General features: G+C 65.9%; 5 protein-coding genes. 1 reads left to right on the top strand and 4 read right to left on the bottom strand.

Annotated elements, in window-relative coordinates; translation table 11 throughout:
• Both AC0L6Y_RS12885 and AC0L6Y_RS12880 read right to left on the bottom strand, forming a co-directional pair.
• Positions 1 to 655, bottom strand: a 655-nt coding sequence (locus AC0L6Y_RS12885; protein WP_473558720.1) for a relaxase/mobilization nuclease domain-containing protein, incomplete at its 3' end; no start/stop codon positions are given.
• The gene (locus AC0L6Y_RS12880; protein WP_473558715.1) at positions 652 to 1047 is read right to left on the bottom strand and encodes a plasmid mobilization protein; all 396 of its coding nucleotides are present in this window, start codon (positions 1045 to 1047) and stop codon (positions 652 to 654) included. The genes AC0L6Y_RS12880 and AC0L6Y_RS12885, both read right to left, overlap by 4 nt.
• A gap of 239 nt (positions 1048 to 1286) precedes the next feature.
• Here AC0L6Y_RS12880 and AC0L6Y_RS12875 point away from each other — a divergent pair, with 239 nt between their 5' ends.
• Positions 1287 to 1598 carry a hypothetical protein gene (locus AC0L6Y_RS12875; protein WP_473558709.1) on the top strand — a complete coding sequence of 104 codons (312 nt, stop codon included), beginning with the start codon at positions 1287 to 1289 and terminating at the stop codon, positions 1596 to 1598.
• A 247-nt stretch (positions 1599 to 1845) separates the two neighbouring features.
• On the opposite strand, the gene AC0L6Y_RS12870 is transcribed toward AC0L6Y_RS12875, so the two are convergent.
• Positions 1846 to 6783, bottom strand: coding sequence for a helicase (locus AC0L6Y_RS12870; protein WP_473558705.1), 4938 nt, complete (start codon positions 6781 to 6783; stop codon positions 1846 to 1848).
• A 71-nt stretch (positions 6784 to 6854) separates the two neighbouring features.
• Entirely contained in the window at positions 6855 to 7382 is a 528-nt protein-coding gene (locus AC0L6Y_RS12865) for a hypothetical protein (RefSeq protein ID WP_473558700.1), read from the bottom strand.
• Positions 7383 to 7603 lie beyond the last annotated feature (221 nt).

Below are 7603 nucleotides of genomic sequence, written 5' to 3'. Positions count from 1 at the left end.
GCGTCAACGCCCCGCGACCCTCGGAAGCGTTCAGCGCGGCGGGCGAGACACCTCGAGTACCGAGCCCTTCCGCGCGATCGCCAGTGACCTCCAGACCGTGCTCGACTTCGAGCTCACGAGCCACCGCTTGCGCGCGCGAGAAGTCGTTGTGCACGCTTGCCTTCGTGCCGTCCTCACGCACGAGAGAAACGGCCAGGTGAACGTGGTCGTTTCCGTTCTTGCTGAGTCCATGACGGACAGCAACCCAACGGCAGGGCGCACGCCCGTCTGCGTCAGTGAAACCCATGCGCTCGACGAATTGCTCCGCGATCTCCTGCCAGCGCTCATCCGTCAGCTGACCTTCCTCCGAGCGAAGCGAGAGCGAGCAGTGCCACACATGCGCAGCGCGCCGCTCAAGCGTCGCAACGCTGCCGTCTGCACCATTCACGCGGCGAAGGCGCGTGACCTCTGTCCCCGTCGTGACGCGCGCGAGATCAAGTTCCGCGCCCAACATCAGCTGGTCCGCCTTGTCCAACGGCCGGCTGCCAAACAGCACGAACGTCTCCGCATCCCCGGCGACGACGTGAGGATCAGTGTGTTCGTTCTCACGTCCTTCACCGAACAGGTACGACATGAGTCCGCCGAACCGATCGCCGCGCGTGATGTTCGGAATCACGACGACACCAGCCGCGCGACGAGCTCGCGAAGTTGCGGGCGGATCTCGCGGTAGTCGGTGACCACATCGAGCGCCCATGCCGGGATCTCGTGCTCCGTGTTCGCATGCTTCGCCAACTGGTTCGCGTTGTTCGCGATCGTGCCGAGCAATCGGGAGAACTCATTGAGCGCGACGGCAAGCTGACGGCGCTCGGTGATCGTCATGCCGTCGCCTCGGTTCAAGGCCGACTCCACCAAGAGTCGGGGCACGGTGACTTGCTGTGCATGCGCTGCACCAAGCAGTCGAGCTTCTTCTTCGGGCGTCACCTTCACCTCGTGGCGAATGGTGCGGCCGCCCTCAACATTCGCGCGGCGACGGCGGCCGAGCAGCCGTCGAGAACTCTGGTCGTTCACGCGACTCTCCTTCCTCCTGGCCCAGCGCAGCGAACCCGCCATAACGGCGGGGACCATACGGCCCGATAGGGCAAGTATGCCCGTGATGGACGCCCCAGTCCAGCACCAAGCCCGACTTAGCCGTGCTAAGTCTATAGCTTGCTCCGGTCCCCCCCACCGGGTGACCGGATCAGGCCCCTCGCTCGCGAGGGCTGAAGTGGCTGTTGTTCGCGTGCCGCGACGAGCCGTAGGATCGACGCATGGCTAAGGGAATCGACGTCGCCGCGCTGGCTGAAAAGACGCGCCGCGACGAGGAAGCACGCATCCAGTCCAAGGTGGACGCTGTGCACGAGCTAGGTGCAGCAGCGAACACCGCTACCGAGGCGCAGAGTCGCCTCGATGACGCGAACGGCAAGTGGGCGGCCGCGTACAAGTCCGCGCTCGACGCGGGGCTCTCCGAGCGCGACCTGCGCGACCTCAAGCCGCCGGCTGGCGCGCGTCCGAAGGCCGCGCGAAAGCCGCGCTCGACGCCGCCCACCGGCGTCGTCGCGAGCGGCGAGAATCAGTTCTAACGACTGCCCCAGGAAGGAAGCGGCCCCACCGTGTAGACGGTGGGGCCGCTTCCTTTGTCGAGGCAAGATCGTGCCGGGTCCCCTGCCCCCCATGCCGGGAGATTGTGCCATCGGCTTGTGCGGGTATCAAGGGCGCTTCGCGTCGCACGCGATGCCCCTGCGGGGCACCCTTGACACCCGCCCGGCGCCGCGACGTTCAGCATGTGTTGGGGGGCAGGGAGGGAGGTGGAAGGTGAACGAAACCGCGCTAGCGGGTGAGTTCGGGGCCACCGTCCTGTGCCGCTTCGCGCGACGCCACACGGCCTGCGGTCGTGGCGCTCAGAGCCGCGCTGGCAGGCTGCGCAAAACCGGCGCGCGCGACGTCAACGTCGGCGTTGGAGTTGGATGACTCCGCAGCCTTGGCTCGCGCCTGCTCCGCGTGCATGGCGGCGAGTTGGTCGTCGACCTCCTTGGCGCGAGCGCGCGCGGCCGCGAGAGCGTCAGCCTGACCGAAGGGCTTGTGCAGACGATCGTCGGCCTCCGCGATCGTGCGCTCCTGCGCTTCAAGATCCTGACGCAGTTCACGGATGCTGCGCTCGATCGACGTGGTGCGGTTCTCGATGGAGCGCACCACGCCGACTCCCGGCTGCAACAGTTCGTCCCGCTCGAAGGCAAGTCCTGAACGCGGGACATCAGCGAGCTTGATGGACACGTAGCTCGGCTTCCCGTAGTCCACGCGCGTCTGCATCTGCGCGTGCACGTCGAAACCGGCGATCGACCCGATCTTGCCGAAGTCCCTCTCGGAGCGGATCGGTTCGTAGCGCAAGCCAGCCGTGTTAGCCCAGTCCGCGATCGCGTGCATGGCCTCGGTGCGTGTGGTGCACACGGTCCCGTTGACGTTCATGCGGAAGGCGTCGCCGCTCACGTCCTCGGCGCGCGTGGCGGCAACCTCGAGCAGAGCGAGCTGACTCTCCAGGAAGTTGATCTTGTCGGCTGCGACCTCGCGCGTCAGGCTCAGACTGCTGAGTCCACGAGAGTGGGCGCGCGAGAGCCGTTCGAGCCGCGCGAGCTCGTTGTCGGCCACAGCCTTCTCCAGCAGGAGCGGGTTCCCCGACGAGAGCGCCTTGGCCTCGGACGCCGACAGCGCGGTGTCGCCAATGTCTTCGAGCTCGCGCACGTCGAGGCGGCCGCGCATGATCTGCGCGATGAACCGTGCCTTCCTTTCGATTGCCTGCCACATGTAAGAGTCGAAGCTCCCCTCGACGACGTACCGGTAGATCGCGATCTCGTCGTTCTGGTTGCCCTGTCGAACACCGCGTCCGTCGCGCTGCTCGACGTCGGCCGGGCGCCACGGGCAGTCGACGTGATGCATCGCCGTCATGCGGGCCTGCACATTCGTGCCGACGCCCATCTTCTCCGTCGAGCCGATCAGCACCGCGACGTGGCCGGCGCGGGCGGCCGCGAACAGTCGCGCCTTCTCGGCGTCGTTCCGTGCGTCATGGATGAACCGGATCGACTCACGCGGGAGCCCCTCCTGCGTGAGCAGCAGCGCGAGCTCGTTGTACGCATCCCAGCGTTCATCTGAAGGCGTGCCGAGGTCGGCAAAGACCAGCTGAAGTCCACCGCGTACAGGGGATTCCTCGCCCGTCGTGACGTCCGTGTAGATGTTCTCGCGCGTGGCGCGCCATTCGGCCGCGATACGAGCTGCGACGGCGTTCAACTTGACGCCCTCGCCGTGATCTCCCCACTCGTTGACCATGCGCATATCGAGCGCAGCCTTCCGGCCATCGGTGGAGATCTTCAGCATGTTGTCCTCGGTCGGCTGGACGCTTCCACCCGCCACCAGGTCTGCACGCTCTCCGAGTTCTGCGATGTACGACTGCAACTGCTCGGTGGCGGGAAGCACGACAGTCTCCGGCGCACGCTCGCCATCGGGGCGAGCGCGCAGTGCCGGTGTCGGCAGTTGGAGATCCTCGGCGGTCTTCACGTCCGCGAACACGTGCCACATGCGGAGCATCTCCGGCACGTTCTGGAACTTGGCGAAACGGGTCTTCATACGGAAGCTGTCACTCCCGGTGGGACCCATCTCCATGTCGGTGACCGTCTCACCGAAGGTGGCCGCCCACGCATCGAAGCTGCCGATGCCGGCCGCTTCGAGCAGGTCGGGTCGGAGGTAGCGCTGCATGACGTACGCCTCGGTGATCGAGTTCGCGATCGGCGTGGCGGTCGCCACGGTGACGACTCGCGCACCGTGTTGCGAACGCAGATACTCGAGCTTCATGTGCATGTCGCTGGCACGGTGCGCGCCAGTGATCGCAGCGTCCTGGATGTTGCTCTCGGTCCGAAGGTTCTTGTACCCGTGGAACTCATCGACTACCGCGTAGTCGATTCCCGTAGCTTCAAAGGTGAGGCCGGGGTCGCGCGGCCGGTCGAGAAGCTTCGCGGCGGCTTCTTCGAGACGAACAACAGCACGCTCGATGCGCTTGACGGAGAGGTTCGCTTCGTCGTTCTCAAGGGCGGCGCGCAGCGCCTCGGCCTGAGAAGCGATGTAGCGGGATTCGTTCTCTGCCGACAGCGGAATGCGCTCGAACGCGCTCCGCGTCATGATGATCGCGTCCCAGTCGTTCGCGGCCGCGCGCGCTACGAACATGCGACGGCGATCGCCAGCAAGATCGCTGGTTGCTGCGGCCAGGATGCGCGCCTGGGGGTAGATCTGGAGCCACTCGCGACCGAACTGCTCGAGCATGTGGTTCGGGACAACGACGACAGGCTTCTTGACCAGGCCCATCCGCTTGAGCTCCATCGTGCCGATCACCATCTCGGCGGTCTTGCCGGCACCCACCTGGTGGAACAGTCCAACAGCGGGTTCGGCAATCATGCGCGCAACAGCGTCACGCTGGTGCGGCCGAGGTGAGAAGTTCGCGGCCATGCCCGGGAGCGTCAGGTAGTCACCAGCGCCCGTGTAGTTCCGGAGGACGATCGAGTTGAATCGGCGGTTGTATTCCTCGGTGAGTCGCTGCGCTCGCTCGGGGTCTTCCCATACCCACTCGGAGAATCGCTCCTGCATCTCGCGGGCCTTCTCTTGCGCCGCCGACGTCTCGACCGGGTTGGTCACCCGAGTCTTGCGCCCGTCGCTGCCTTCGATCTCGTCCTGCACAATCAGAGCGCGCTGCTCCATGAGCGCTTGTGCGATGTCCTGTGCGGGCCGACGATCGGTGCCCCACTCGTTGGTGGCGCGCACGGACTGGCGAACACCGCCAGTGACTGTCCACATGCCGGCAACAGGGTTCTCAACGCGGACGTATCGGTCCTGAAGGATCTCGTTGAGGAACTGCTGATGAGTCGCGGCGTCGATCCAGACCGCTCCCATGCGGGCTTCGATCTGCTCGCTCGTCAGCGACGGCGGCAGGACGTCCTGCAAGGCTGCGACGTTCGGCTCGAAACGCGGATCGTCAAGCGCGGCCTCGCGCGCGGCGTCGAGCTTCGTGCGCACGTCACCGCTGAGGTACTCAGCGGTCGGCACCAGTCCGCCGGCTGGATCGTCGAAGACATGGCCGTCGAGTTCACGGCGCGCCTGCTCTGTGTCGACGCCAAGCAGATCGGCTACGAGTTCAAGGTCAACGCCACCCGTCCGGTCAAGGCTGATCGCGACTGCTTCGGCGGCCGTTTCGACACCTTCGACAACAGGCCGAGGCTGGACGACACGACGGGTGAGGATCGCTGCGTGGGCGGCTTCCTGGGTTTCTTCATCGAACTGCTCAAGCGCCATGACGAGCGGGCCGAACGGGTCTTGCCGGAGGATGGCGAGTGCGCGCGGCGTCACGCGCGCCATGCGAGTCTCGCCGGTCTCCTCGTCGATTCGACCCGTCGACCGCAGGGTGTAGCGGTTCAGCGGGCCATACCGCGCAACGTAGGCGTCGTAGCGCTCACGCAGGCGAGTGCGTGCCGCATCGATCTCGTCGGTGTCGTCGACCGTCTTGGCCTCCGCCTCGAGTAGCGCGACGGCAGAGTCGCGCAGCTGCACAAGCGCACGCAACTCAGTGGCTTGAGTCTTGGGAACCGCCAGCGGTTCTTCACCGCCGCGGTTCACGATCGTGAACACGTTGCCCGGCCGAGAGAGGATCGTGCCGTCCCAGCTGTTGGCCGGTGCAGGAACGAATGCGGCCCGTTCGGCTGCAACCTCCGGCGCGGCCGCCCCGAAGGTCAGCCCGCGCTCGGTGGCGCTACGCACGATGTCGTCGAGCGCGTAGCGGAGCCGTTCAGACGTCTCGGAAAGCGGGGACTTCACGTGTAGCGTCGCGGAGCCGTACATGCCGGTGCCGACCGACAGTTCTCCGAGCACGTGCTCGGGGCGATTGACGAAGTAGTTGTTGAGCGAGATCTGGGCGTCGTCGACGACGACCTGGGCCACGGTGTCCCAGTCCCCGAAGTCGCGCGCCGCATCGGCATCGTGGCGACGGAAGATGAGCAGATCCGTGACCACCTCGGTCCCTGCCGCTCGGCGGTGCGCGCCGGAAGGAAGCCGCACGGCTCCGACGAGTTCTGCCAGCTTGGCCATCTCGCGACGCGCGCCGGGGTTGCGCGCGTCCAGCGTGTAGTGGCTCGTGAGGACCGCCACCATGCCGCCAGGGCGAGTCGCGGCCAGCGACTTGATGATGAAGTGGTTGTGCATCGAGTGGTTGCCCCGGTTGTGCACCGGGTCGTGCAGAGCAACGTCAGCGAAGGGCACGTTTCCGACAGCTGCATCGAACTGCCCGTTGCGCACGATGGTGTCTGCGAACGACTCGTTGAGCACCTTGGCGTGCGGGTACAGGGCGGCAGAGATCGCAGCGGTCGTGCTGTCGAGCTCGACGCCGGTCATGCGGGCGCCAGCCGGCGCGAGGCCGATGAAGGTGCCCGCACCGGAGCCGGGCTCCAAGACGTCGCCGTTCTTGAACCCGAGTTCCTTCAGTGCACGCCAGATCTCGCGCACGTAGGCCGGGTCGGTGTAGTGGGCGTTGATCGTTGTTCGACGCGCCTCCGCGTATGCCTTGTCATCCAGAAGCGCGCGCAGCTGGGCGCGCTCGCTCGTCCACGAGGACTTGTTCTCGTCGAAGACGTCGGGCAGTGCACCCCAGCTCGACCACCGCGCGAGCACGGCTTGCTCGTCAGGGGTTGCGGTGCGTCCGCTCTCCTGAATGCGGCGCGACACCTCGATCGCTGCCACGTTCGCCGCGAAGCGCGCCTTCGCCCCGGAGGGTGCGAGTTCGTCCTGGGAGCGCGGAACGAACCGAGGTGCTACTGCGCTGCTTGCTGATCCAGCCAGCGGGCGAACCGGAGATCCCGACTCCGCTGAAGCATCTCCTCGTGCTTCTTCATCAAAGCTGAAGGGCTCGATGTCGTCGCGAGCTCGCGGAGGAAGTCGATCGGCACCATCCAGGTTGCCGCCGCGTCCTCCAGCTGATCCTCGTACACCGTCCCCTCGATCGAGAACGCCCAGTCGATCAGCCCCACGTCCATCGGGCTGGTCGACTCCCATTCCTCCCGAAGTTCCTCCATCGAGGTCTCCGGCGCTGGCCACATCACTTCCGTGGACATGATCACTTCCTCCGCTTGCAGCCGGGCGGCTTGTAGCCGGCCGGTCTTGTTCAAGTACGTCTCCCCCGGCAGGTCCGGCCCCGCGAGATCTCGTGCCATTTCCACGATCTGCGTCCCGATCCGCTCCCCCATCTCCGAGAAGAACGTCTCCGGGTCCGTGATCTGGCGATACGCCATCGGCGCCATCTGCGCCCACCGATCGCGAATCCGGACTCCGTAGTAGTTCAACGTGTTCCCCTCGTTCTGCGAGCTCGCGCTCGGTCGTTGTCATCGGTCCGTCTGCGGCCGCAGAGACTGCGGCTTCCGCGTCGGAGTCGCCAAGTCCCCAAAGGTCGAACGCCATCTGCCCACTGGGCACCTGGTTCTTCCGTCGCTGTGTAGCCAATGTCTGTCCCCCCGGATAGCAAGTGAGCTTCCGTTGAGATTAACAGCGGGGCCTGTCTCACGAG

Source organism: Pseudolysinimonas sp. 10J20-29 (assembly GCF_055809595.1).
Note: the sequence above shows the minus strand (reverse complement) of the source record. Positions and strands in the feature narration are given on the sequence as shown.

Bases quoted from the DNA above. Each gene is read 5' to 3' on its own strand.
- AC0L6Y_RS12875 (WP_473558709.1), top strand. From the start codon at position 1,287: ATGGCTAAGGGAATCGACGTCGCCGCGCTGGCTGAAAAGACGCGCCGC.